Here is a 23,457-nt window from a genome sequence, read left to right on the forward strand (position 1 = left end):
CCGTCCGGCAGGTAGCGACCGTGCCTGTGTCATCCATATTCTCGACCAGCGCATCCGCAATCCCAATCGTGATCAGCTGAGCTACACGCTTTCCAAACAGGCTTTGGCAGGATCGGTGCGTTCGCTGGCAGTTGCCTGCGCCGACAAGCTTCGCGTCAACGGAGTCGCTCCTGGACTGACTTTGACTGCGGGCGAATATGGCGATGATCAGCTCGCCAATATCACCGCAATGATGCCGCTGGACCGGCTCCCCAATACTCAAGATATTGCTGATGCCGTCCTCTATCTGGCGAAAGCCGAAGCCGTCACCGGGCAGACGATCTTTGTCGACGGCGGTGCCAATCTCAAGAGCTTTGACCGGGACTTCGTTCACCTCGGCAAGGACTGAGCTACCCGATACGCCCCAAAGGACAGGTTTGAACCGGTCCTGATATAGTCCATATCTTGCATATTCGAAGTTCGATCGTTCTCGCGGCCGGACCAGATGAATATTCAATTTTGAAAGGCTTATCATGCGTATTTCCCCCAAAATGTTACTGACCACCACCGCTGTTTTCGCTCTTGCGGCTTGCTCGACCGAAGCCCCGCAGGCTGCTGTTGATGAAGGCGCTGTAGAAGCAATGGCTGAAACAGAAACCGGCACAATCGTCGATGTTGCCGTTGGCAATGAAGATTTCTCGACACTCGTTGCAGCTGTCACTGCTGCCGATCTTGGAGCCACCCTGAGCGGCGAAGGACCATTTACTGTTTTCGCTCCGACCAACGATGCCTTTGCCAAGGTCGACCCCGACACGCTGGCGGCACTGCTGACACCTGAAAAGAAGGCCGATCTTACGGCGCTTCTGACCTATCATGTGGTCGCCGGCAAACTGACGGCTGCAGACGTCGTCAAGGCGATCACCGATGGCGGCGGCACAGCGACCCTGACCACCGTGCAGGGCGCGCCTTTGAAGGCCACTCTGGATGGTGAATCGGTCATTCTCGAAGATGCAGCTGGCGGCAAGTCCACCGTTATATTGACCGATGTCGATGCTTCCAACGGCGTGATCCATGCAATTGATACGGTAATCATGCCCGGATAAATTTCATCCCCCCGAACTAGGATGACAGGAAAAGGCTCCGCCCCACGGCGGGGCCTTTTTTTGTAACATTGCGGGTTTGCTTTCTCGCTCCGGGAAGAGTAATTTTACCGGAGAATTTCATCATTTGTAGTCCGCACGGTGCGGGAAGCACAATGATCTGAAGAAAGGAAATTCATGATTAACGCCCCCAAAATCATTATGGCATCACTTATTTTGGCAATGGTACCGGCTTGTTCGTCTGAACTGAGCAAAGAGGAACAGGAAATCCTCGACGCGCGCATTGCCGATGAGAAACAACCAACCAGCCTGACCGCCATTGTGCAGGATCAGCCCGAGCTGTCGACGGCCACCACAATGGTGGGGCTTTCCGGCATTGCCCATGAATATCAGAACGATGGCCCATTCACGGCATTCACTGCCAACAATGATGCATTCAACAAAATGGATGCAGACAGGCTCAAGGGATTGATGAATCCCGACAACAAGGCCGAACTCGTGAAAATTGCGAAATTTGGACTGGCCAATGGCAGCATGACTTCAGCGGACATCATCAAGGCAATCGCTGACGGTGGCGGCACTGCCGAGATCATGACATTGGAGGGCAGCGCGATCAAAGCCTCGATGGATGGTGACAAAATCATTCTTGAAGATGGCGCTGGCAACAAGGCCACCATTGTCAAAGGCGATATCCCTTCGAGCAACGGAACGCTTCATATCATCGACACGGTGTTGATGCCGGGTTAAGACTTGCTTCTGTCGAACGAACAAGAGGCCCCGCTGAAATGCGGGGCCTTTTTTGTTGGGTGCGACGTTGGCAATCGGTTTGCGTTGTCATAAACCAAGTCCGGTCAGTCCTAAGGGTGACCAACCGAGGGTCTGCCAAGCCAACGGAGCCTCAATAGCAAAGGCGTGGTTCGACAGGCTCGCTACTAGCGGGTAACAGGAGACGAAAGAAACTTCAGGAGTCCCAAATGCCGCAATATTGGTTGATGAAATCGGAGCCGGACGAATATGGCTGGGATGATCTGGTCGCCGAAGGTGAAGGCACCTGGGACGGCGTAAAAAACGCGCAGGCCTCGAACAATATGAAAGCGATGAAAAAGGGCGACCAGGTTTTTTTCTATCACTCTCGCCAGGGACTGGAAGTGGTCGGCATTATGGAAGTGTCGGAGGAGCATAGCCCGGATGTGACAACCGATCCGGAACGCTGGGTCGTGGTCAAGGTCAAGCCGGTGCGCAAATTGAACAAGCCGGTGTCGCTGAAAGCGATGAAGCAGAACCCGAAGCTCAAGAATCTGGCGATCATCCGCCAATTCAGACTATCTGTGGCACCTGTGACCAAGGGCGAATGGGATGCGATTCTGGCGATGGGTGAAGCCTAGCTTCTTCACCCGCTGTTGCGACGGGTGAACGGACCTAGCCCGCCAATATCGTTGCCGCCGTCTCTTCGATGGTTCCGGCGACCAGAAGCGGTGACCCTCCGACCATACCGACTTTGGTTTGACCGTCGGCATCGGTGCGCAGCCACGCGATATTCTCGACAACGACCATGTAATTGCCGCCGTGCGATTTCAGTAAAACGAATTTCATGTGGGTGTCTCCAGACCCCCTCGCTATGCGCCGCAAACCTCTTTTTTGCATTAATGCAGGCTACCTTATTTACGCATCCAGCAATCTAATTTCCTTATTGAACAAGGTGATAGCTTAGAGGATGGTTAACAAATCGTCACAACTGCCGTATATCATAGGGACCGCTTGAGCATTTCGCCGGGCGAGAGGAGACAAGGATCATGCTAGGCGCAATCAGAACGCTCATCGTCGACGATTCTTCAACATTGAGAGCAATGCTTGATGTAGTGATCAGCGACCAGAAGGATTTTCGTCCGCCCGAGCATGCTGCGGACGCGTCTCAGGCTATTGAAATTCTCGATGAGCGCCTGTTCGATCTGGTCTTGCTCGACATCAATATGCCCGGCATGGATGGGCTACAACTGCTTGATTATATTGTAGCGAATGAACTTGCGCGGGTAATGATCCTTTCCTCCTCCTCGGTGCGGGGATCCGATATCAGAACCGATGCTCTCAAACGAGGAGCCGTTGCCTGTTTCGACAAGGCCAATTGCATCAGGGAAGCCGACAGGCTTGCCGAGCTCATTCGCCAGATTGTGGCCCAGAACCATGAATCACCATTGTGGCTGGAAAGCATGGACCTGTTGGATGGTCTGGTCGCGGAAGAGGCTTAGTCGCTACCTTCGCGAGGCAGTCCGGTTTAGCTGAACACAATCCGGTAGAATCCGCTTTTCAATCGGCGAGAGTAAGCTGGCGATTCTAACGCTTGCGGAATCCACTCACTGTCGCTCCTGCCGCCGTCAAATATTCGACATCGGTTTTCAGGTGCAGCAATCGTAATCCATTCCGCTTCATCGCCTCTGCCAAAGCAGGCGCAAACCCGTTGGTGTTTTCCACGGTTGCGCTCCATCCACCATAAGCTTCGGCCAGTTTCGCGAAGTCGGGGTTCTTTAGGGATGTCGCCGATGGTCGCGCCGGATATTCGCGTTCCTGGTGCAGGCGGATGGTGCCGAAACTGCCATTGTCGATCACCAGCACCAGCAGGTTTGCGTCATATTGGATCGCGGTCGCCAGTTCCTGGCCGTTCATCATGAAATCGCCATCGCCTGCGACCACCACCGACACGCGGTCGGGGAAGCGAAGGGCTGCAGCGACCGACGCAGGCACACCGTAACCCATCGCGCCGGATGTTGGAGCGAGCTGGCTCGGATAGGCGCCATATTTCCAGTAGCGGTGCCACCAGCCGGAAAAATTACCAGCGCCATTGCAGATGATCGCATCGGTGGGAAGTTGCTCCTGCATCGTGGCAACGCATAAGCCTAGGTCGAGCTTGGCTGCGGTCGGTTGCGGGGTGGACCAAGCGAGATAGTCTGCGTGGGCGTCCTTGCCGGCATCGAAACTCAGCAGATCATCTTCCCACAGGGCGACCTGTTCGGCAAATTCGTCCATCTCCGCGCAGATCGGCAGGTCGGTGCGATAGACATGGTTGAGTTCGTCGGGATCGGGGTGAACGTGGACGAGAATCTGATCGGGGTGATCGGGCGTGATCAATGTATAGCCATCGGTGGTCGCCTCGCCGAGCCGAGCGCCAACCGCGAGCACGAGATCAGCGTCCTTGATCCGCTGGATCAGCTTGGGATTGGGGCCGTAGCCGAGATTGCCGGCATAGACCGGGCTCTCGTTGGGGAAATTATCCTGCCGCCGGAACGCAACCGCCACGGGAAGCCCGATGCGCTCGGCATATTGGGCGAAATAATGTTTGCTCTTGGCACTCCAGCCAGCGCCTCCGATGATCGCGATCGGATCGGTGGCATCGCGCAGCATGTCGGTGAGCGTGGTCATCGCGTCGGGGCAAAGTGGCTGGGCCGGGGCAATCACCTTGGGCCGGTCGAGCGCCTCGACCTCGTCGCGCAACATGTCCTCGGGCAGGGCAAGCACCACCGGTCCGGGGCGTCCTGAACTAGCCGTATCAAAGGCTCGCGCGATATATTCCGGAATCCGTGCCGCATTGTCGATCCGCGCGGCCCATTTGGCGAGCGGGGAAAACATCGCGGTGAAATCGACTTCCTGAAAGCCCTCGCGGTCGCGGTCATCGCGGGCAACATCGCCAATGAACAGGATCATCGGCGTCGAATCCTGCATCGCGGTGTGGACACCGATGCTGGCATTTGTCGCGCCGGGGCCGCGGGTGACAAAGGCAATACCGGGCGCGCCGGTCATCTTGCCATCGGCTTCGGCCATGAAGGCCGCGCTGCCATCCTGTCGGGTGGAGACGGTCTGGATCGAGCCGCAGTCGTGCAGTGCGTCGAGAACGGAGAGAAAGCTTTCGCCGGGAACGGTGAAGATCCGCTCGGTGCCCTGAATGACCAGTTGATCGACCAAAATCTGTGCGCCGGTGCGTTTCTTCATATTAATATTCCTTCAACCTCTCCGCGAAAGCGGAAATATCCCTCATTCTTCAAACACCATCGCATGGCTATCACGCGAAGCCGCGAAGACACGAAGAGTTTTCGTCTTGTCCCGACCTCTTTGCGCCTTCGCGGCTTCGCGTGACAAGATAGCAATACATGTTCCGCATGCGCGGAAGTGAATAGAGTATATTGTTCAAGCCTGATGGATCGCCTTGGTTACCATATAGGCTTTCAATCCGTCGGGTCCGTCTTCCGACCCGTGGCCGCTTTCCTTGACGCCGCCGAAAGGTGCGTCGCCGGGGCTGACGGTCAGATTATTGATCGCCACCATTCCTGCTTCGATCTTGTCGCCGACCATGTTGGCCGTGTGCAGACTATTGGTGAAGGCATAAGCGGCCAGACCGAGCGGCAGGCGGTTGGCCTGTTCGATGGCTTCGTCCAGCGTGTCAAAGGGACGCATCACCGCGACCGGGCCGAATGGCTCGTCGTTCATGATATTGGCGTCGAGCGGAACGTGCGACAATACGGTGGGATCAAAGAAAAAGCCGTCCTTGTCCTGCCGGTTGCCGCCGAGCATGACTTCTGCGCCCTTGCTCTTCGCATCGTTGATCATATCGCCGACCGAACTGGGTCGACGGGGATTGGCGAGCGGGCCCATTTCAATCCCGTCGGCAAAGCCGTCGCCGACCGCAACCTTGGCAGCGCGCTCGGTGAAACCTTTGACGAACCGGTCATAAATCCCGGACTGCACATAGAACCGGGTCGGGGACACACAGACCTGCCCGGCGTTGCGATATTTTTGCATCGCGGTCAGATCGAGCGCTTTTTCGATATCGCAGTCATCAAAGACCAGCACTGGCGCATGGCCACCCAGTTCCATAGTGGTGCGCTTCATACCCTCGGCAGCGAGTTTCATCAGATGCTTGCCGACCGGAACCGATCCGGTGAAGCTGATCTTGCGGATCACTGGTGAGGCAATCAGATGGCTTGAGACTTCTGCCGGATCGCCAAAGACGATCTGGACGACGCCGGAGGGTAGACCGGCATCGACGAGACAGCGGATCATCTCGATCGGGCTGGCCGGGGTTTCTTCCGCCGGCTTGAGAATGATCGAACAGCCGGCGGCAATGGCAGGGGCCAGCTTGCGTACCGGGGTGAAGATCGGGAAATTCCAGGGGCTGAACGCCGCGACCGGTCCGACCGGCTGATATTTGACGAAACTATTCTGACCAGCGGGGCGTACCAATACGCGACCGTAACAGCGCTTGGCTTCTTCGGCCATTATGTCGAAATGACTGGCCGAAGCTGTAACTTCGCCAATCGCCTGAGGCAGCGGCTTGCCTTGCTCGTAAGTCATCAGACGGCCAATTTCCGGAGCGCGTTCGCGCATCAGGTCTGCCGCCTTGTGCAAAATTGCGGCGCGCGTCGCCACCGGCGTATCGCGCCAGATCGGGAAGGCGCGGTCAGCGGCGTCCAGCGCCCGGTCGAGATCGGCGGTGGTCGCTTTGGGCAGGTCTGAAATAGTCTGCCCCGTCGTCGGATTGACGACCTGATGAACCGCGCGATCTTCACCATCAATCCATTCGCCATCGATGTGGAGTTGTAATTTTTGGGGATAGGCGTTCGACATAGTTGCTCCTGAAACCGTTTGTCTAAGCACTAGACTTGTCACCGGATTCCCGCAATGACTGAGACAGATTTTGAGAGGATATGTTCATGGAGATAGTCACCGAAGGCCTGCGCTTTCCAGAAGGGCCGATCGCGATGCCGGACGGCAGCGTCATATTGGTCGAGATTGAAGCGCAGCAGCTCACCCGGGTCTTGCCCGATGGCACCAAAAAGCTGGTCGCGAAAACCGGTGGTGGTCCCAACGGCGCAGCACTGGGACCGGATGGCAAAATCTATGTCTGCAACAATGGCGGTTTCGAATATCATGAAGAAAATGGTTTCCTGACCCCCGCCGGGATTGCCAAGGATTATGTCGGCGGCAGCATCCAGCGGGTTGATATCGACAGCGGCGAAGTCGAAACGCTCTACAATGACGGTGATTTCGGCTGCATCCTGCGCGGTCCCAATGATATCCAGTTTGATGCCCACGGAGGCTTCTGGTTCACCGACCATGGCAAGACCGATTATGAAAAGCGCAGCCACGACATCGTCGGAATCTTCTATGCCAAGGCTGATGGCAGCCATCTGGAAGAAGTGATTTTTCCTTCGCAAAATCCCAATGGCATCGGCATTTCACCCGATGGCACCACGCTTTACGCCGCCGAGACCTTCACGTGCCGCTTGATGAAGTTCAACATCACCGCGCCTGGCAAGGTCGCGGCGGATGCCGGGCCGGGCGGTCCGGGTATTCCGCTCTATCGCCCCTCCGGCTATAAGTTTTTCGACAGTCTGGCGATGGAGGAATGCGGCAATATCTGCGTCGCGACCATCGGCGAGTGCGGGATCAGCGTCGTCTCTCCGGAAGGCGAACTGGTTGAATTTGTTGAGACGCCGGATATCTTCACCACCAATATCTGCTTTGGCGGCGAGGATATGATGGACGCCTGGATCTGCCTGTCGGCGACCGGGAAGCTGGTCAAGACCCGCTGGAAACGCCCGGGAATGAAGCTGGAATATCTCAACAAATAGGATCAGCTATTGTCAAGATTACATAACGAACCACACCGGCTTGACCGGGCAGGCTGGCTCCGTGCCGCCGTTCTGGGAGCCAATGACGGTATCGTTTCTACCGCCAGTCTGGTTGTCGGAGTCGCTGCCGCCGCAACCTCCCAGCAGACGATATTGCTCACCGCCTTTGCCGGGCTGGTGGCCGGGGCGATGTCGATGGCAGCTGGTGAATATGTTTCGGTCAGTTCACAGGCCGACAGCGAGAAAGCGGAACGGGCCAAGGAAGCCTGGGAGCTGGAGCACCAGCCCAAGGCCGAGCGGCTGGAGCTGATATCGATTTACAAGAACCGCGGATTGACCCCAGATCTTGCCGAGAAGGTTGCCGACCAGCTCACGGCGCATGACGCTCTGGGCACGCATTTGCGCGACGAGCTTGGTCTGACCAAACATTTTTCTGCCAAGCCTCTGGAGGCAGCGGCTGCTTCTGCTCTGGCATTTGCAGCCGGGGCCATATTACCGGTGATCCTGGCTGCGCTGTTCAGCGGCCAGATGCTGATCTGGATTATGTCCGGCGCAGCATTGCTGTTGCTTGCAGCGCTGGGAGCAGCCGGGGCGGTGCTTGGCGGAGCGCCTATTTTGCGGCCTGTCGTCCGCGTAACTTTCTGGGGGGCAGCGGCGATGGCCGCCACCGCCGCTATTGGATCAATTTTTGGAGCTGCCGTTGCATGACATATAAGACCGTAATTTTTGACTTTGGCGGTGTGATCACATCGTCCCCCTTTGAAGCGTTCAACCGGCTGGAGGCGGAAAAAGGCGTGCCGAAAGACAGTGTGCGCCGGATCAACAGCGCCAACCCCGATGACAATGCGTGGGCAAGGTTTGAACGGGCGGAAATCGATGGCGCCGGTTTCGACGAAGCTTTTGCAGAGGAAGCGCGGGCGATCGGCATCGAACTGCGCGGCGCCGATGTACTGGCGCGGCTGGCTGGTGATGTGCGACCGAATATGGTGGCAACGCTGGACCGGCTGAAATCAGAGGGGATCACCATATCGTGCATCACCAATAATGTGCCGGCCGGCAAAGGTGCGGGCATGGCGATGGATGATGAAAAGGCCGCGGCAGTGAAAGATATCATGCTGCGCTTCGACCATATTATCGAAAGCAGCAAGGCGGGCATCCGCAAGCCCGATCCGCGGATTTACCAGATGATGTGCGAGGCGCTGAACGTCGAGCCGGCGCAATGTATCTATCTTGACGATCTCGGGATCAACTGCAAACCCGCTGCCGCTCTGGGTATGGCCGCCATCAAGGTGTCGGCAGAGCAGCAGGCGCTTGTTGATCTTGGCGCTCTGCTGAACATGCAATTGCCCTGATGCATTCTGCCTATTAGGCTTAACCTGTAATATTTTTGTCATCAATGAGTCGTCGAATGGACGTCAAATCGCTATAGCGCGACGGGATTGCAAGGTTGCGGGGGATTCGTGGGAAACAGCTTTTCGGACAGATTTGGCAGCTTGACCCGCTGGTATAACCAGAAGGGGCCTTATCCTGTTCTGTTCGCCATATTGGCTGTTTTATTGCTGGTTCAGTCGGTTCGCCTGATCTGGCTGGTCCTGACCCCGCTTGGCCCTGTCGGCGATTATCGCGCTGATGATGTGGAAATCCTGTCGCCACAATCGCGCCTGACCCTGTTCAGCAGCTTCGATCCTTTTTTCCGCAGCAATGCGGTGCAAAGCGCCAATGTGGTGACGTCGCTGCAACTGACGCTCTTCGGCATCCGGATGAACGAAGCCTCGGGACTGGGTTCGGCGATACTGGCGGGACCGGACGGGGTGCAGACAAATTATGTCGTGGGCGAAGAAATCCTGTCGGGGGTCACGCTGAGCAGCGTTGAGTTCGACCATGTTATCATCGACCGCGGCGGAGTCCGCGAGAGCCTGTATCTCGACCAGTCGATACCGGCGCAGACGGTGGGTACGGACGATCCGGTTGCAGCTGCGTCTCTGACCACAGGCGGCAATGAAATTCCCGGTGTCGCATCGCTGGCGCCGCGCAACGATCAGGGCCGGGTGACCGGCATCGTGATGTCTCCTTTGGGAGATGGCGCTCTGTTCAACAGCGCCGGCTTTCGAAACGGCGATATAATCATTTCGATCAACGGCAATCCGGTCGGCTCGGCCGGCGATATCGAAGCGTTGAAAAGCCAAATCCGGCCGGGCACGCGCCTGTCTGTCGAAGTCGAGCGCGGAGCTGATAGAGTTCCGATAGTAGTCAATCTGGGAGCCCCTTAATGCGTAGCTTATTCACCCGGATTGTCGCCGTCCTTGCGCTTTGTGCGAGCCTGTCGGCTGCGCCAGCGTCGGCCCAGCATACGCTCAACGTCCGCGATGCCGACATTCGCGCTTTCGTCCAGGACGCGGCGAAGGTTACTGGCCGTACCTTCATTCTCGACAGCCGGGTGCAGGGCAAGGTTTCGGTGGTAACCGACCGTCCGCTCAGCCGCTCGGAATATTTCGAGATATTCCTGTCGACGCTGCGTGCGAATAATCTGGTCGCGATTCCGACAACCCGTGGTGCCTATCGCATCCAGCCCGCGGATGGCGCGGCTTCGCAGCCGACCCGGATCGGTTCGCGTGGCGCCGAGGGCAATCAGATGGTGACCGAGGTCGTACGGCTCAAATCGATTGTCGCGTCCGAAGCGCTGGAAACCTTGCGGCCATTGGTCAGCAAGCAGGGATCAATCACGTCCAATCGCAATGCGAATAGCCTGGTGATCGTGGACTATGCCGACAATATCCGCCGCATCCGGACTCTGGTCGGAGAGATAGACCGCGACAGCGCCGCGAGTACGATCATCACTCTGAAGAACGCCGGTGCCCGCGAAATCGCAACCTCGTTACAGGCGCTCGCTGCACAGGGCGGTGGCGAAGGCCTGCGCGCCCCGGTTACCGTGGTGCCGATCGACAGCAGCAACAGCATCGCCCTGCGCGGTGACCCCGGTGCGGTGACGCGCTTTGCGCAAATGGCGCGGGAACTGGACAAAGGCGCGGAATCGGGAACCGAGATACGGGTTCACCGGCTCGATTATGCCAATGCCGAGCATCTGTTGCCGGTGATCGAGAATTTGCTGGGAAATAAAGGTACGGGCGGCAGTTCGGCGACTGTTGTACCAGCCAGCGGTGGAGAAGGCGCGGTGGCTCCCGCTGCCAGCGGCAGCGGCGGGAATGGCATTGCCAGTCGCGGTCCCTCGATCGTGACCCGTCTGGAAGGAACCAATGCGATCATTGTTGCGGCCAACCCCGATGTGCAGCGGATGATCGGCGAACTGATCCGCCAGCTGGACACCCGCCAGGAACAAGTGGTTGTCGAAGCGATCATCGTCGAGATTTCCGAAACGCTAGCCCGCGAACTGGGTGTTCAATGGCTGGTCGGCGGGAAAGACGTGCCCTTTGCGGTAACCAATTTCTCCAATGCTTCACCGAATATTGTCGACGTCGCCGGCGGCTTGTTGGCTGACCAGTTTGATACGTCAACAACGACTACGACAACGACTGCGACAACAACGACCACCAACAGCTCGGTCGGAGATGCACTGCGCCAGAATGCGGCGGATGCTGTGCTTGGCGCGCGCGGCGGCTTTGGCGGTTTTGCGACCAGCCTTGGTGGTAGCGCGGTGCTTGGTGCGATCATCAATGCGGTGCAGTCGGACAGCAACAGCAATGTCCTGTCGACGCCTTCGCTGACGGTGAATAACAATCTCAAGGGCAGCATCCTGTTCGGTCAGGAAATACCGGTGTCGACCGGCGAAGCGCTGTCAGGCAATTTCGACAATGCCTTCCGGACGATCCAGCGGCAGAATGTCGGGATCGAACTGGAAGTGACACCGCAGATCAACGCGGGCGACGAGGTCCGGATGGAATTGCGCCAGCAGGTCAGTTCGATTGCCGGGCCGGTATCCGACGATTTCAACGAGCTGATCATCAACAAGCGGGAAATCAACACCACGGTAACAGTGGGTGATGGCGAGATTATCGCATTGGGCGGACTGCTCGACGATAACGAACGGCGCACGATCCAGAAGGTACCCTTTCTGGGTGATATTCCGCTGCTTGGAGAATTGTTCAAGTCGCGTGGCAAGTCCCGGGTCAAGACCAATTTGATGGTCTTCATCCGGCCGACGATCCTGAAAGACCCCAATGACGCACGACGCTTCTCGAGCGCGCGCTACGGCTATATCCGTGATCGGCAGCTCAGCCGGAACCCCGATCAGGAGCCGTCGATTGACGCTCTGGTCCGCGATTATCTCGGCACCGTGCCGCCATCGGTCGAGACGCGTCCCGATGACCAGATCATCTATGCGCCGGGGGACATGCCTGCGGTCAGGGACAGCGGCATTATCGAGCAGGCACCTCTGCCGGCGAGCGGGACCAGCGGGAAGCGATGATGAAGATCGCTCGGGGATCAGAAGCGGTTGTCTCCGAAGCGGATGGCGGACTTGTGATGTCAGCAGCCGTCAAAGACCTGCCTTATTCCTACGCTCGCGATCATGGTCTACTGGTACAGGATCGCAGCGGTGAACGGCTGTCGCTCGCGATGCGCGAGGGTTCCGATCCGTCTGCCTTGCTCGAGGTGCGCCGCTATCTGGCGCTGCCCTTCGACGTGGAACGGGTCGACGGTCCGGCGTTCGAGAAATTGCTCAGCGCCCATTATGCGATGGACGGCTCTGCCGCTGCCATGGCCGGTGATATGGCGCTGGCGGGCGAGGGTCTGGACGATATTGCTGGCGATATTCCGAGCGCAGAAGATTTGCTCGACAGCGCCGATGATGCACCGACGATCCGGCTGATCAACGGGATTATCGCAGAGGCGGCGCGCCAAGGCGCTTCGGATATCCATATCGAACCCTATGAGACCGGGCTGGTGGTGCGAATGCGGGTCGATGGTGTGCTGACCGAGAAACTGCGCATGCCGCCGCATGTGGCGGGCGTGATCGTCAATCGGATCAAAGTTATGGCGCGGCTCGATATAGCCGAACGCCGGATACCGCAAGACGGCCGGATCAGCCTGACATTGGGCGGGAAATTGCTTGATGTGCGTGTTTCCACCTTGCCCAACCGTGCCAGCGAACGGGTGGTGATGCGGATTCTCGACAAGGAAAGCGCAGGGATATCGCTCGATCTGCTCGGCATGTCGCCAAGCACTCACGCGATCCTGACCGATGCGCTCAGCGAACCCAATGGCATCATCCTTGTCACCGGCCCCACTGGCTCGGGCAAGACCACAACGCTCTACGCCGGGCTCAAGCAGCTCAATGACGGCAGCCGCAATATCCTGACCGTCGAGGATCCAGTCGAATATGCGATCGAGGGCATTGGCCAGACGCAGGTGAACGCCAAGGTCGGACTCACCTTCGCTGCGGGCCTGCGCGCCATTCTCAGGCAAGATCCCGACGTCGTGATGATCGGCGAGATCAGAGATAGAGAGACGGCAGAGATTGCAGTGCAGGCGAGCCTCACCGGCCATCTCGTGCTCTCCACCGTGCACACCAATGATGCGGTCGGTGCGATCACCAGAATGCGGGACATGAAGGTGGAGCCGTTTCTGCTCGCCTCAACCTTGCGCGCGGTCATTGCCCAAAGACTGGTGCGCAAACTCTGCGAACATTGCCGCACAGCGATCAAGGTCGACGGCAGTCTGGCTTCGCTACTCGGTTTTGACGACGGCACGCTGGTCTATCGCGAGACCGGCTGCGAACATTGCAACCAGACCGGTTTCCAAGGGCGTATCGGCGTGTTCGAGGCGATCCGCATCGACGACAAGCTGCGCAAGCTGATTAACGACGGCGGCGACGAGGCCGCGATCAGTGCCCATGCGTTCCGCAACCAGCCGCATCTGGGTGTCGCCGCGAGAGCGCTTGTCCGCGAAGGATTGACCACGGCTGAAGAAGCGATCCGCATATCCCGGCGCGAAAGCGAAGCGGTCGATGCCTGAATTTGCCTATAGCGCCATTGACCCCAGGGGCGGGAGAAGACCGGGCGGCTGACCGCGGCCAGCGACGATGCGGCAAGGGCGAAGCTGACCGAGCGCAATTTCTATGTCGTGAAGATGGAAGCGGCGCAGGGCAAATCAGGTAAGCAGGGCAAGGAATCTGCAGGCTTGTTCGGGCCGAAAAAGCTGACATCGAAAGAACTCACATTATTCACCCGTCAATTATCGTCGCTGGCCCAGGTCAGTCCGCTGGAGGAAGCGCTGCGGCTGATCGGCAACCAGAATGAAAAGCCGCATGTGCAACAACGGATCGCGACGGTCCATGGCGGGGTGATCGAGGGGCAGCGATTGTCGGAGGCGATGCGGCGCGAACCAAAAAGCTTTCCGCCACTCTACCGGGCGATGATCGCCGCGGGAGAAAGCTCCGGCACTTTGCCCGATATCACCGAAAGACTGGCGGACTTGCTCGAGCGACAGGCCGAATTGCGCGGCAAGCTGATCGGTACCTTGGCCTATCCGGCTGTGCTGGCTCTGGTCTCGGTCATCGTCGTCGCGCTGCTGATGATCGCGGTCGTGCCCAAGGTGGTCGAGCAGTTCGACGATGTGAACCAGCAACTGCCGATGGTCACGCGCATAGTCATCGGCATTTCCAGCTTTCTCGCCGACTGGTGGTGGGCGATTGCGATTTTTATCGGACTGGCGGTTCTGATCGGCTGGCGCGCGCTCAAGGAGCCGCAACTCAAATATCGCTTTGACGGTTTCCTGCTGCGCCTGCCATTTGTCGGCCGCTTGCTGCGCGATTTGCACGCGGCGCGTCTGGCGCGGACCCTGTCGACGATGGTGGCCAGCCGCCTGCCGATAATCGAGGGATTGCGGTTAACCACCGAAACGATCCACAACAGCGTATTGCGCAAGGCTTCGGAAGATATGGTGGAGGCGATCAGAGGCGGCGGACGCCTGTCCACGGCGCTCAAGAATACCGGGGTTTTCCCACCGATGCTGGTCTATATGACATCCAGCGGCGAAGCATCGGGGCAGCTGGACGACATGCTGGCCCGGGCGGCTGGCTATCTGGAACGGGAATTTGACAATTTCAGCTCAACCGCCTTGTCCTTGCTCGAACCGATCATCATTGTGGCGCTTGGCGGGCTGGTCGCGGTGGTGATATTGGCGATATTATTGCCGATCCTGCAGCTTCAGAATCTTGCCGGACTATAGGGCCGGAAAAAGGAATGATCATGACGACAGATATTGAAAATCCAGATGCGGCTTCGGCTCCGGAAGCCAGGAAGCAGCAAAAGCGCAACGGCTTCACTCTGGTCGAGCTGATGGTGGTGATCTTCATCCTCGGCCTGCTTACCACGATTGTCGTGATCAATGTATTGCCCAGTCAGGATAAAGCGATGGTCCAGAAGGCGCGGGCGGATATTGCGACGCTCGGTCAGGCGCTGGAAATGTACCGGCTCGACAATCTTGCCTATCCCGGATCGTCCGACGGACTCCAGTCCCTGATCGCGCCACCCGCATCGCTGTCGACTACGGCCCGCTACCGGCAAGGCGGCTATATCAAGAAGCTGCCCGACGATCCGTGGGGGCGGCCCTATCAATATGACAATCCCGGCCGTCAGGGTCCCGGTTTTGATCTCTATTCGCTGGGCGCTGACGGAACGCCGGGCGGCGAAGATGACAATGCCGATATCTACGGCGAATAAGAACAGCAGCGCGTGAAACCTGAACTTCTCCTGATTGCCTTTCCGGCCGCCGACGACGAAGCGCTCTATTGGTGGCGCGTCGCCGACGGCGCTGTGCACGCAGCGGGATGCGATCCCGATCCCCGGGTTGCTTCGCAGACCGATGGCCCGGACGAGGCGCAGGCGGATATTCGCGTGGTTGCTCTGGTTGCATCGCATTTGACCACGATCATGGCGCATGAGGCGATCAGCGACGTGACCGACAATCAGGCTCTTGCCGCTGCGATAATGGCGGCGAAAGCCAATAGTCTGGACAGCGCGAACCTTCACATCGTAGCGACAATGATTGACACGGGGGATAGCGCAGGCGCGGTGGTCACGGCGTCGGTGGGACGGGATATATTGTCCGCCGGGCTGGTCCGCTTGCAGGCGCTGGAACTGGACCCGGACGCGATCATTCCCTCGGGCTGGTTGCTGCCGGGTACCGGTGACGGGGCGGTGTCGGCAGATTTCGGTTTCGACCATGTCATTCGCGCGGACAATCTTATCGCCACCGATGATCCGGCGCTGCGGGAATGTCTGTTTGCTGAACAGGTCATCACTCCGATCAATGGAGAAGCATTTGACGCGATGCTGGTTGATGCGCCTGAGAAAAGCGATCTTGATTTTCGCAGCGGACCGTTTGCGAAAAAGACACAGCGGGCGATGGACGCTAGGCAAAAGCGCCGGCTCGGCTGGATGGTGGCGGCGCTGGTCGTCGTTTCGCTCGCGGTTCCACTGGTGCAACTGGCGAAATATCATTGGGCGGCCAGCGCAGCGGATGAGGCCGCTCTTGCCAGTGCCGCTCCCGTCGTTGGCGAACAGAAGAACCCGGACAGCGCCGAACGCGCGCTGGATCAGCGGCTGGTGGCCGAAAATCGCGGCAATATCATGTTCCCGGTTCCGGCTTCGGCGCTCTATTCCGCGCTGCAACAGGTCCCGAACGTATCGATTACCCGGATGGCTTATGGCGAGAACGGGATCGTGTCGGCGACATTGTCCGCGGTTCGTAATGAGGATATCAATCCGGCCCTGCTGGCGATGCAGGAAGCGGGCTTCCTCATCACCGCGACCCCGCGTACCGATGCCACGGGTTCGGCGCAGGCGGATATTACGGTGAGGGCACCATGATCGACAATACAAGAAACTGGTTTGTCGGGCTCAGCCAGAGGGAGAGAATCCTGGTCGGGGTTGCCGCTCTGCTATTGGCAGGACTGGTCGGCTTTTATGGCATCGTACGACCGGTGCTCGGTGCGATGACCGCTGCTGAAGAGCGCTATGTCGACGCCGTCGAGCAGCAGGCGCGGATCGAATCCAAGGTTGCTGCGCTTCAGCAGCCGGTCGACGGGACGACGGTGAAGTTCAGCGGCGCGATCGATGCTTTCGTCAGCCAGAGCGCGGGGGAGACGGGAATCGCGGTTGGTTCCGTTGTTCCGCAGTCAGGCAACCGGGTCAATATGGTGGTCGAATCGGCCAAGCCGACAGCATTATTTGGCTGGCTGGCACGGATCGAACGGGAGGGAATCGCGGTCGAAGCGCTTAACGTGAGCCCGGCTGGCGATGGCGCGGTCTCCGCAACCATAACCTTGCGATCACATTAGCGGAACGCTTTGCTGTCGGTTATTCAGCCGGCTCGATATGGTGCTGCTTGTCCTTGGCCGGGAACATCACGCCGCCATCGTCTGCCGACATGGCTTCCGGTTCGGCTAGGCCGGGGATTGCGACCTTGGCTTTTTTCTGGACCCATTCGCCCTTTTCATTGCGAATATAGGCCGGTGCCCGCTGGACGTTCCAGACCAGACCCATTTTCTCCCACGCATAAATGATCTGGCCGTTGAGATCGAATTCCCACCAGGCGATTTTCGACGAGGCAGCGCGCGGATGCTGGTGATGGTTGTTGTGCCATCCGTCGCCAAAGGTCATCCACGCCATGAACCAGTTGTTCCGTGAACCGTCCTTGGTCTTGAACCGCTGCGAGCCAAAGACATGGCCGATGCTGTTCACACCCATGACGAAATTCAGGAAGAAGAAGTTGCGGAAAAAGCCGCCGATCAGAATCGTGCCGATGATATATTCCGGTCCGCCAAAGGCCAGCGCCCAGAGAGCCGGCAGGATGATGCTCGAGAAAATCGCGATCGACCAGCGATGCTTGTGGCACCACAGGACCTGAGGGTCATCGATCAGGCCCTTGCCGTAAACATTCATGTCCGATGTTGTGTTGTCGAACAACCAGCCGAAATGGGCAATGCCAAGGCCCTTCCAGATCGGCATTTTCTTGCCGTGGCCGTCGACATAGGGGCTGTGCACGTCACCTACACCGTCGGAAAAAGCATGGTGGCGACGATGGTCTGCTGCCCATTTCAGGACCGATGCCTGACAGGCCATTTGCGCCATTATACCCATGGCGAGGCGCATCTTTGGGCCTGCTTCAAAAGCACGGTGGGTGAAATAGCGGTGATAGCCGATACCGACGCCCATGTTGATCAGCACAAAGCCGAACAGAAAGGCCGACCATTCTACCCAGCCGGTTGAATGGGCGAGAGTCCAGTAAAGAGCGCCGAGCGAACCCAGAACCATGGTCGAAAGCAAAATCCCATATTCAATGCGTTTTGCCCGCGCAGCGGGTCCGCCAATGATGACGCCGTGCTGCGGATGCTTTTCCGACGGGATATATTCGTCGGGTTGAATGTCGCTAAATGCGCTTGCCATCGACCAAGTTCCTCGAAAGTTTAACTCATTTTACGAGGATATAGGCTATTGAAGATGATTACAATTGTCTTAACCATTGGGCAGCCCGCCTGCCTGGAGACTGACCCGCTTGTCTGATTTTGTCACGCTATCTGGTCGGCAAGTCCGGAATGCGCGCCAAGTAGCAGTCGATAGCTAACACTACCCGAACGGGGAGCGTGGCATCTGCAGCTAATCGTTGCTGGTCTTTTTGCGCTCGTTACGGCTGGTCCTCGGGGCGTGGCGGACAGCTTCCGTACGCGCAGGCTGAGAAGACTGGGAAGGGCCGGTCTGCGGCTGCTGAGCCGAAGCTGCTGGACGTCGGTTCGGCCGTTCTGCGCGATTGTCACGATTGCGAACCGGCGCGGCTTGACCGTCGCGGTCAGGTCGCGCTGCTCTTCTCGCTGGCCGGTCGCCGCGGTCACCACGGGTGACGCTATCGTCGCGATACTGGCCTCGCCGCTGATCTCGTGTGGCTTCGCTGCGCACATCGCGCCGGTCGCGTCGATCAACATACCGCTCCGGGTTTCGATCACGTCCTCTGCTATGATATCCGCCATATTCGGCGCGCTGTCTGGCCCAATGACGCCGGTGATTGTCACGCATGGCATAACGCCTGCCGCCGCGGTCGAAGATATACACGCCATAGCCGGGATAATAATATTGATCATACCAGCCGCCACCGAAGCCGATATTGGCAAAGCCGTAGCCGGAATCACACGCATAATAATCGTCGAACGGGGCATAAGGATCGCATTGATAACCGGCATTGTTGACATAGCCGTCGCCATAATAGCCGGACCCGCCGTACATGCAGCCGCCAAGCCCCAATAACGTGCCAGCAGCGACAACAGACTTCAGGGTGCCGGGTATCTTAAAATGGGTCATGATCTCTTCCCTCGGAACCGGCCATGGCGGCACCGCATGGGCCGAGTCGCGGTTCATTATTGATTGTCGACAAGTCTATGCGGCAGGGATTGAATAACGGATGAATGGAGGGTCTTGCTGACATTGATGAAAGTAGCTAGTAAGATCATGTAACACTATTTCAGGAGTTCGGCCCGTGGCGACAATTTTAGCAAAACCGCATGGATATCCCTATGAGGAAAGTGCCAATCCGCATTGGGTGAAGACGCCAGGCGAAGACCAGTTGGCGCATATTCCCGGCGAAAACGGCATCCCTATATTCGGAACGACGCTGAAGGTAATCAAGGACCCGATCGGTTTCGGGAAATATATGTTCGACCGCTACGGCTCGGTCTATCGTACCTATAGTTTCGGCAAGCAGAATGTCATGCTGCTCGGAGCAGATGCCACTGAAATGGTGATGTTCAACAAGGACAAGATATTTTCCAGCGAACAGGGCTGGGGTCCAGTGCTAAACAATCTCTTCCCGCGCGGATTGATGCTGATGGATTTCGAACGGCACAGAGCCGACCGCAAGGCGCTCTCGGTTGCCTTCAAGCCCGGACCGATGAAGCATCATTGCCAGGTGCTGGGGACCGGCATCTTGGATCGTGTCGCCGAGTGGGGCGACACCGAATTCGAATTTTACCCGGCGATAAAATCGCTTTCTCTCGATACCGCTGCCAGCGCGATTCTCGGCATCCCCTGGGGACCGGAAGCGGACAAGATCAACAAGGCATTTGTCGATGAAGTCCAGGCGTCGATCGGTATTGCCCGCAAGCCGATCCCGTTTACGAAGATGTGGAAAGGCGTGAAGGCGCGCGAATATCTGCTGGAATATTTTACACCGCAAGTGAAGGAGCGCCGGGCCAAGGGCGGCGAGGATATATTCACCCAGATCTGTCTGGCAACCCATGAGAATGGCGAACTGCTGACCGAGGATGAGGTCGTCGACCACATGAATTTCCTGATGATGGCAGCCCATGACACGATTACCTCTTCGGCGACCAGCATGGTCTATTTGCTGGCCAAGAATCCCGAATGGCAGGACCGCCTGCGCGAGGAATGCCTGTCGGTTGCACCCGCCGGAACGGTGCTGACCATGGAACAATTGGGCAAGCTCGACCTTACCGAAATGGCGTTCAAGGAGTCGCTTCGCCTGATTCCGCCGGTACCGAGCATCCCGCGCCGCGCGCTCAAGGAATTTACCTTCCGCAATTACACAATACCAGCTGGCACCAATGTCGGTATCAGTCCGCAATTCGTGCACAAGATGGAGAAGCACTGGCCCGATCCGGAAAAATTCGATCCGTTGCGCTTCACGCCGGAGAATAGTGCCGGGCGCCACAAATATGCCTGGGTTCCATTTGGCGGCGGCGCACATATGTGTCTCGGCCTGCATTTTGCCTATATGCAGATCAAGATATTGATGCACGCAATGCTGACCCAGAACCGTATCGTCCTGCAAGGCGGTGAGGATCATGAACCGGAATGGCAGGCTTTCCCGATCCCGCAGCCGAAAGACGGACTGCCGGTTCGGCTTGAACGGCTCTAGCTGGTTTGTAATTGCAAATGCCGTTTCAGCACGATTTCAATCGATGCAACTGGCGGCCGATTGTTGATTGATTGTCGTTATGCCACTGCTGTTACACGCAAAAATTGACAGTCTATTCCCTCCATGCCAATCTTCATTTTGTAACGGAGTTTAAAATGGGTCGCATATATGATCGGAACATATCCAATCTGCCCAGCCGCTTCGTGCAGTAAGCCGAGCTCGTCCACCTCGGGGAGGCGGGTGGTTAGTTTGTAAATTTGGTTGCCAGTCGATGCCAGTTGAGGGGGGCTCAGTGACTGGAACACAATATATCCTCAATCAACTATCGGCAGGCATGAAGTCTGTCATGTCACCCAAACATTCCCCTTGGGGAAAGTTGGGAAAGCAGAGGTAAAACACATGATAGCATTTCGTTTTGTGACCATATTGATCGGCTTCATACCGCTTTGGTTCGGTTTGAACGGCATATTTTTTGGTGCGGCAGAGCATATGGGTGCCGAGCCGTTCAGCACGGGGATGGACAACCAATATCGTTATCTGTCGGGCGTCTATATCGGCGTCGCGCTGATGATTTTCTATAGCGCCGGTGATGTCAGGCGCAGGATGAACCTGTTTCGCTTTGTAATATTGTTTTTCTTTATAGGCGGTTGCGCAAGGGCAATATCCTATCTCGCCGTCGGCCCTCCGGCGACCGAGCAGCTTGGCGCGATGGTCGTCGAATTGCTGTCACCGTTGCTGCTGCTTTGGCAGACCAAGGCGCTCCGATACTAGCGCAATATTCCGCGTAATTCGCGGAGGGAACAGATTGGCAAAAGCCGCCTTTGGTCGCCGTTCACTTCGCCAGCATATTCTTCAGATAGCCGCCGGTGAAGCTTGCCTTGACCTTGGCGACCTCTTCCGGCGTGCCTTGCGCGACGATCTCGCCGCCGCGTACGCCGCCTTCAGGGCCGAGGTCGATGATATGGTCGGCGGTCTTGATGACGTCGAGATTATGCTCGATCACCACCACGCTATTGCCCTGTTCGACCAGCTGGTGGAGCACTTCCAGCAGCTTGCGAACGTCCTCGAAATGCAGACCTGTCGTCGGTTCATCAAGGATATAGAGCGTCTGTCCGGTTGACCGTTTCGACAGTTCCTTGGCCAGCTTCACCCGCTGCGCCTCGCCGCCGGACAGGGTTGTTGCCTGCTGGCCGACTTTCACATAGCCGAGGCCGACTTCATAGAGCATCGCCATCTTGTCGCGGATCGGCGGCACCGCCTTGAAGAAGCTAACCGCATCCTCGACCGTCATGTCGAGTATGTCGGCGATCGACTTGCCCTTGAACTTCACCTCGAGCGTCTCGCGATTATAGCGTTTGCCGTGGCATTCCTCGCAGGTGACATAGACGTCGGGCAGGAAGTGCATTTCAATCTTGATCAACCCGTCACCACGGCACACTTCGCAGCGGCCACCCTTGACGTTAAAGCTGAACCGGCCGGGCTTGTAGCCGCGCACCTGCGCTTCGGGAAGACCGGCGAACCAGTCACGGATATTAGTGAAAGCGCCGGTATAGGTCGCCGGATTCGAGCGCGGGGTGCGACCGATCGGGGACTGGTCGATATCGATGACCTTGTCGCAATATTGCAGGCCGGTGATCTTTTCATGCGCGCCGGCAATCACCCGCGCGCCGTTGAGTGTGCGGGCTGCTGCTGCGTAAAGCGTGTCGATGGTCAGCGAGCTTTTGCCCGAACCGGACAGGCCGGTGATGCAGGTAAAGGTGCCGAGCGGGATCGACGCGGTGACATTCTGCAGGTTGTTGGCCGTTGCGCCGTGCACGGTCAACTTCTTGCCATTGCCCTTGCGCCTCTTCTTCGGCACCTCGATTTCGCGGGTCCCGTTGAGATAGGCGGCGGTTAGAGATCTCTTCGATTTTAATATCTGTTTGAGCGTGCCTTCGGCCACAACTTCGCCGCCATGGACGCCGGCGCCCGGCCCCATGTCTACGACCCAGTCCGCAGTGCGGATCGCGTCTTCGTCATGCTCGACCACGATCACCGTATTGCCAAGATCGCGCAGCCGCTTGAGCGTGGTCAGCAAGCGGTCATTGTCGCGCTGGTGCAGGCCGATGCTCGGCTCATCGAGAACATAGAGCACGCCGCTAAGGCCAGATCCGATCTGGCTGGCGAGACGGATGCGCTGACTTTCGCCGCCGGAGAGCGTGCCGCTGGTCCGGTCGAGATTGAGATAATCCAGCCCGACATTGTTAAGGAATCCCAGTCGCGCGATAATTTCCTTGAGGATCGGTTCGGCAATCTGGGTCTGTGTCTTGTCCAGCTTGGCACCCAATGTCTCGAAAAACTCGAGCGCATCACCGACACTGCGCCGGGTTGATATCGAAATATCCTCGCCCGCGATCTTGACCGCCAGCGCTTCCGGCTTGAGCCGCGCGCCGTGACAGGTTTCGCAAGGCGCTGCGGCCTGGAACTTGGCCAGTTCTTCCTGCATCCAGGCGCTTTCGGTCTGCAGCATCCGCCGCTTGAGATTGCCGACGACGCCCTCGAACGGTTTCTTCACTTCATAGGATTTGCGGCCGTCCTGAAAGCGGAGCGTTACGGGCAGGCCCTGCGTCCCGTTGAGGACGATATCCTGATGATGCTCGCTCAATTCGTTCCACGGCGTGTCGAGATCAAATTCGAATTGCCGCGCGAGGCTGCCAAGTACCTGCATATAATATGGTGAGGGCGGGTTGGACTTGGCCCAAGGCACGACTGCGCCCTTCTTGATGCTCAGCGCCGGATTGGGCACGATCAGCTGGGTGTCGAAATGGAGCTTCTCGCCGAGACCGTCGCAGGACGGGCAGGCGCCTTGCGGGGCGTTGAAAGAAAATAGCCGC

Annotated in this window: 22 protein-coding genes and 1 pseudogene; 17 read left to right on the forward strand and 6 right to left on the reverse strand. The window is 57.9% G+C overall.

The features are described 5' to 3' along the window. The 4 genes from V7680_RS10095 to V7680_RS10110 form a co-directional block, all read left to right on the forward strand. Positions 1-388: SDR family oxidoreductase (locus tag V7680_RS10095; RefSeq protein ID WP_335653153.1), on the forward strand; the 388-nt coding region annotated here is incomplete at its 5' end. A gap of 124 nt (positions 389-512) precedes the next feature. After that, positions 513-1,082, forward strand: coding sequence for a fasciclin domain-containing protein (locus V7680_RS10100; RefSeq protein WP_335653154.1), 570 nt, complete (start codon positions 513-515; stop codon positions 1,080-1,082). Positions 1,083-1,256: 174 nt separating this feature from the next. Next, positions 1,257-1,826, forward strand: coding sequence for a fasciclin domain-containing protein (locus V7680_RS10105; protein WP_335653155.1), 570 nt, complete (start codon positions 1,257-1,259; stop codon positions 1,824-1,826). Positions 1,827-2,053: 227 nt separating this feature from the next. After that, complete coding sequence (locus V7680_RS10110; RefSeq protein ID WP_335653156.1) at positions 2,054-2,464, forward strand: EVE domain-containing protein; 411 nt, start codon at positions 2,054-2,056, stop codon at positions 2,462-2,464. 34 nt (positions 2,465-2,498) lie between these two features. Here V7680_RS10110 and V7680_RS10115 read toward each other — a convergent pair whose 3' ends face one another. Next, positions 2,499-2,672 carry a hypothetical protein gene (locus V7680_RS10115; RefSeq protein ID WP_335653157.1) on the reverse strand — a complete coding sequence of 58 codons (174 nt, stop codon included), beginning with the start codon at positions 2,670-2,672 and terminating at the stop codon, positions 2,499-2,501. Between the two features lie 200 nt (positions 2,673-2,872). Here V7680_RS10115 and V7680_RS10120 point away from each other — a divergent pair, with 200 nt between their 5' ends. Beyond that, positions 2,873-3,325 carry a response regulator gene (locus V7680_RS10120; RefSeq protein WP_335653158.1) on the forward strand — a complete coding sequence of 151 codons (453 nt, stop codon included), beginning with the start codon at positions 2,873-2,875 and terminating at the stop codon, positions 3,323-3,325. Between the two features lie 85 nt (positions 3,326-3,410). Here the strand turns inward: V7680_RS10120 and V7680_RS10125 are convergent, their stop codons facing one another. Together V7680_RS10125 and V7680_RS10130 are read right to left on the reverse strand one after the other, a co-directional pair. Continuing rightward, positions 3,411-5,060 (reverse strand): thiamine pyrophosphate-binding protein, encoded by a 1,650-nt coding sequence (locus V7680_RS10125; RefSeq protein ID WP_335653159.1) that lies wholly within the window; start codon positions 5,058-5,060, stop codon positions 3,411-3,413. Between the two features lie 195 nt (positions 5,061-5,255). Continuing rightward, positions 5,256-6,692 carry an NAD-dependent succinate-semialdehyde dehydrogenase gene (locus tag V7680_RS10130; protein ID WP_335653160.1) on the reverse strand — a complete coding sequence of 479 codons (1,437 nt, stop codon included), beginning with the start codon at positions 6,690-6,692 and terminating at the stop codon, positions 5,256-5,258. Positions 6,693-6,772: 80 nt separating this feature from the next. Between V7680_RS10130 and V7680_RS10135 the strand changes: the two genes are divergently transcribed. The 10 genes and pseudogenes from V7680_RS10135 to gspM all read left to right on the forward strand — a co-directional run bounded on the left by V7680_RS10135 (position 6,773) and on the right by gspM (position 16,997). Then, complete coding sequence (locus V7680_RS10135; RefSeq protein ID WP_442955002.1) at positions 6,773-7,699, forward strand: SMP-30/gluconolactonase/LRE family protein; 927 nt, start codon at positions 6,773-6,775, stop codon at positions 7,697-7,699. A gap of 9 nt (positions 7,700-7,708) precedes the next feature. Then, positions 7,709-8,407 (forward strand): VIT1/CCC1 transporter family protein, encoded by a 699-nt coding sequence (locus V7680_RS10140; RefSeq protein WP_335653162.1) that lies wholly within the window; start codon positions 7,709-7,711, stop codon positions 8,405-8,407. Then, positions 8,404-9,051, forward strand: coding sequence for an HAD-IA family hydrolase (locus tag V7680_RS10145; RefSeq protein ID WP_335653163.1), 648 nt, complete (start codon positions 8,404-8,406; stop codon positions 9,049-9,051). Before V7680_RS10140 ends, V7680_RS10145 begins: the two co-directional genes overlap by 4 nt. 141 nt (positions 9,052-9,192) lie before the next feature. After that, entirely contained in the window at positions 9,193-9,969 is a 777-nt protein-coding gene (locus tag V7680_RS10150) for a type II secretion system protein N (protein ID WP_335653164.1), read from the forward strand. Then, positions 9,969-12,122: a type II secretion system secretin GspD gene (gene gspD, locus V7680_RS10155; protein WP_335653165.1), complete on the forward strand. Its 2,154-nt coding sequence runs from the start codon at positions 9,969-9,971 to the stop codon at positions 12,120-12,122. Before V7680_RS10150 ends, gspD begins: the two co-directional genes overlap by 1 nt. A 56-nt stretch (positions 12,123-12,178) precedes the next feature. Then, positions 12,179-13,669, forward strand: coding sequence for a type II secretion system ATPase GspE (gene gspE, locus V7680_RS10160; RefSeq protein ID WP_335653174.1), 1,491 nt, complete (start codon positions 12,179-12,181; stop codon positions 13,667-13,669). Then, positions 13,662-14,884, forward strand: a pseudogene (gspF, locus tag V7680_RS10165) (type II secretion system inner membrane protein GspF). Before gspE ends, gspF begins: the two are co-directional and overlap by 8 nt. 20 nt (positions 14,885-14,904) lie before the next feature. Then, on the forward strand, positions 14,905-15,378 hold the full coding sequence (gene gspG / locus V7680_RS10170; protein WP_335653166.1) for a type II secretion system major pseudopilin GspG: 474 nt from the start codon (positions 14,905-14,907) through the stop codon (positions 15,376-15,378). A 12-nt stretch (positions 15,379-15,390) separates the two neighbouring features. Next, positions 15,391-16,527 (forward strand): hypothetical protein, encoded by a 1,137-nt coding sequence (locus tag V7680_RS10175; RefSeq protein WP_335653167.1) that lies wholly within the window; start codon positions 15,391-15,393, stop codon positions 16,525-16,527. After that, the gene (gspM, locus tag V7680_RS10180; protein WP_335653168.1) at positions 16,524-16,997 is read left to right on the forward strand and encodes a type II secretion system protein GspM; all 474 of its coding nucleotides are present in this window, start codon (positions 16,524-16,526) and stop codon (positions 16,995-16,997) included. Before V7680_RS10175 ends, gspM begins: the two co-directional genes overlap by 4 nt. Before the next feature lie 19 nt (positions 16,998-17,016). Here the strand turns inward: gspM and V7680_RS10185 are convergent, their stop codons facing one another. Together V7680_RS10185 and V7680_RS10190 are read right to left on the reverse strand one after the other, a co-directional pair. Continuing rightward, positions 17,017-18,105, reverse strand: coding sequence for an acyl-CoA desaturase (locus V7680_RS10185; protein WP_335653169.1), 1,089 nt, complete (start codon positions 18,103-18,105; stop codon positions 17,017-17,019). 210 nt (positions 18,106-18,315) lie between these two features. Further along, positions 18,316-19,011 carry a hypothetical protein gene (locus V7680_RS10190; protein ID WP_335653170.1) on the reverse strand — a complete coding sequence of 232 codons (696 nt, stop codon included), beginning with the start codon at positions 19,009-19,011 and terminating at the stop codon, positions 18,316-18,318. A 175-nt stretch (positions 19,012-19,186) separates the two neighbouring features. Here V7680_RS10190 and V7680_RS10195 point away from each other — a divergent pair, with 175 nt between their 5' ends. After that, the gene (locus V7680_RS10195) at positions 19,187-20,584 is read left to right on the forward strand and encodes a cytochrome P450 (RefSeq protein WP_335653171.1); all 1,398 of its coding nucleotides are present in this window, start codon (positions 19,187-19,189) and stop codon (positions 20,582-20,584) included. A gap of 399 nt (positions 20,585-20,983) precedes the next feature. After that, positions 20,984-21,355 carry a DUF4345 domain-containing protein gene (locus V7680_RS10200; protein ID WP_335653172.1) on the forward strand — a complete coding sequence of 124 codons (372 nt, stop codon included), beginning with the start codon at positions 20,984-20,986 and terminating at the stop codon, positions 21,353-21,355. A 61-nt stretch (positions 21,356-21,416) separates the two neighbouring features. Here the strand turns inward: V7680_RS10200 and uvrA are convergent. After that, on the reverse strand, positions 21,417-23,457 hold a 2,041-nt coding region (gene uvrA, locus V7680_RS10205), incomplete at its 5' end, for an excinuclease ABC subunit UvrA (RefSeq protein ID WP_335653173.1).

This window comes from Parasphingorhabdus sp. (assembly GCF_036963705.1).
Lineage (GTDB): Bacteria > Pseudomonadota > Alphaproteobacteria > Sphingomonadales > Sphingomonadaceae > Parasphingorhabdus.

Bases quoted from the DNA above. Each gene is read 5' to 3' on its own strand.
- V7680_RS10185 (WP_335653169.1), bottom strand. From the start codon at position 18,105: ATGGCAAGCGCATTTAGCGACATTCAACCCGACGAATATATCCCGTCG.
- V7680_RS10145 (WP_335653163.1), top strand. From the start codon at position 8,404: ATGACATATAAGACCGTAATTTTTGACTTTGGCGGTGTGATCACATCG.
- gspM (WP_335653168.1), top strand. From the start codon at position 16,524: ATGATCGACAATACAAGAAACTGGTTTGTCGGGCTCAGCCAGAGGGAG.
- V7680_RS10120 (WP_335653158.1), top strand. From the start codon at position 2,873: ATGCTAGGCGCAATCAGAACGCTCATCGTCGACGATTCTTCAACATTG.
- V7680_RS10115 (WP_335653157.1), bottom strand. From the start codon at position 2,672: ATGAAATTCGTTTTACTGAAATCGCACGGCGGCAATTACATGGTCGTT.
- gspE (WP_335653174.1), top strand. From the start codon at position 12,179: ATGTCAGCAGCCGTCAAAGACCTGCCTTATTCCTACGCTCGCGATCAT.
- V7680_RS10200 (WP_335653172.1), top strand. From the start codon at position 20,984: ATGATAGCATTTCGTTTTGTGACCATATTGATCGGCTTCATACCGCTT.
- V7680_RS10125 (WP_335653159.1), bottom strand. From the start codon at position 5,060: ATGAAGAAACGCACCGGCGCACAGATTTTGGTCGATCAACTGGTCATT.
- V7680_RS10190 (WP_335653170.1), bottom strand. From the start codon at position 19,011: ATGACCCATTTTAAGATACCCGGCACCCTGAAGTCTGTTGTCGCTGCT.
- V7680_RS10110 (WP_335653156.1), top strand. From the start codon at position 2,054: ATGCCGCAATATTGGTTGATGAAATCGGAGCCGGACGAATATGGCTGG.
- gspG (WP_335653166.1), top strand. From the start codon at position 14,905: ATGACGACAGATATTGAAAATCCAGATGCGGCTTCGGCTCCGGAAGCC.
- gspD (WP_335653165.1), top strand. From the start codon at position 9,969: ATGCGTAGCTTATTCACCCGGATTGTCGCCGTCCTTGCGCTTTGTGCG.
- V7680_RS10100 (WP_335653154.1), top strand. From the start codon at position 513: ATGCGTATTTCCCCCAAAATGTTACTGACCACCACCGCTGTTTTCGCT.
- V7680_RS10130 (WP_335653160.1), bottom strand. From the start codon at position 6,692: ATGTCGAACGCCTATCCCCAAAAATTACAACTCCACATCGATGGCGAA.
- V7680_RS10135 (WP_442955002.1), top strand. From the start codon at position 6,773: ATGTTCATGGAGATAGTCACCGAAGGCCTGCGCTTTCCAGAAGGGCCG.
- V7680_RS10105 (WP_335653155.1), top strand. From the start codon at position 1,257: ATGATTAACGCCCCCAAAATCATTATGGCATCACTTATTTTGGCAATG.